Annotated in this window: 1 protein-coding gene; it reads left to right on the top strand. The window is 39.0% G+C overall.

The annotated features are described in order from the left end of the window. Positions 1–482 (top strand): family 1 glycosylhydrolase (locus C240_RS04625; RefSeq protein WP_271491638.1); only part of this gene is annotated, 482 nt, incomplete at both ends.

The raw sequence follows: 482 nt of genomic DNA, 5'->3' as shown, positions 1-482 counted from the left end.
TGGAGTCGTATTTTCCCCCTAGGAGACGAAACAGAACCGAATGAAGAAGGTTTGAAATTCTATGAAGATTTATTCAAAGAATGTCGTAAACATGGAATTGAGCCGCTGGTAACGATCACACACTTTGATTGTCCAATGCATTTAGTAGAAAAATATGGCGCATGGCGCAGTCGTGAATTAGTTGGTTTTTATGAAAATTTATGTAAGGTGATTTTCAATCGCTATAAAGGATTAGTGAAGTACTGGTTAACCTTTAACGAAATCAATATGATTTTACATGCACCATTTATGGGGGCTGGTTTGTATTTTGAAGAAGGCGAAAACAAAGAACAAGTCAAATACCAAGCCGCTCACCACGAATTATTAGCAAGTGCTATCGCAACTAAAATTGCTCATGAAGTCGATCCTGAAAACCAAGTCGGCTGTATGTTAGCAGCAGGGACCAACTATGCCTATACATGTAAACCAGAAGATGTCTGGGC

The sequence above is a fragment of the Enterococcus sp. 5H genome (assembly GCF_028128615.1).
Lineage (GTDB): Bacteria > Bacillota > Bacilli > Lactobacillales > Enterococcaceae > Enterococcus_L.
The sequence above is the reverse complement of the archived record's forward strand: the minus strand, read 5'-3'. Positions and strand labels throughout refer to the sequence as shown.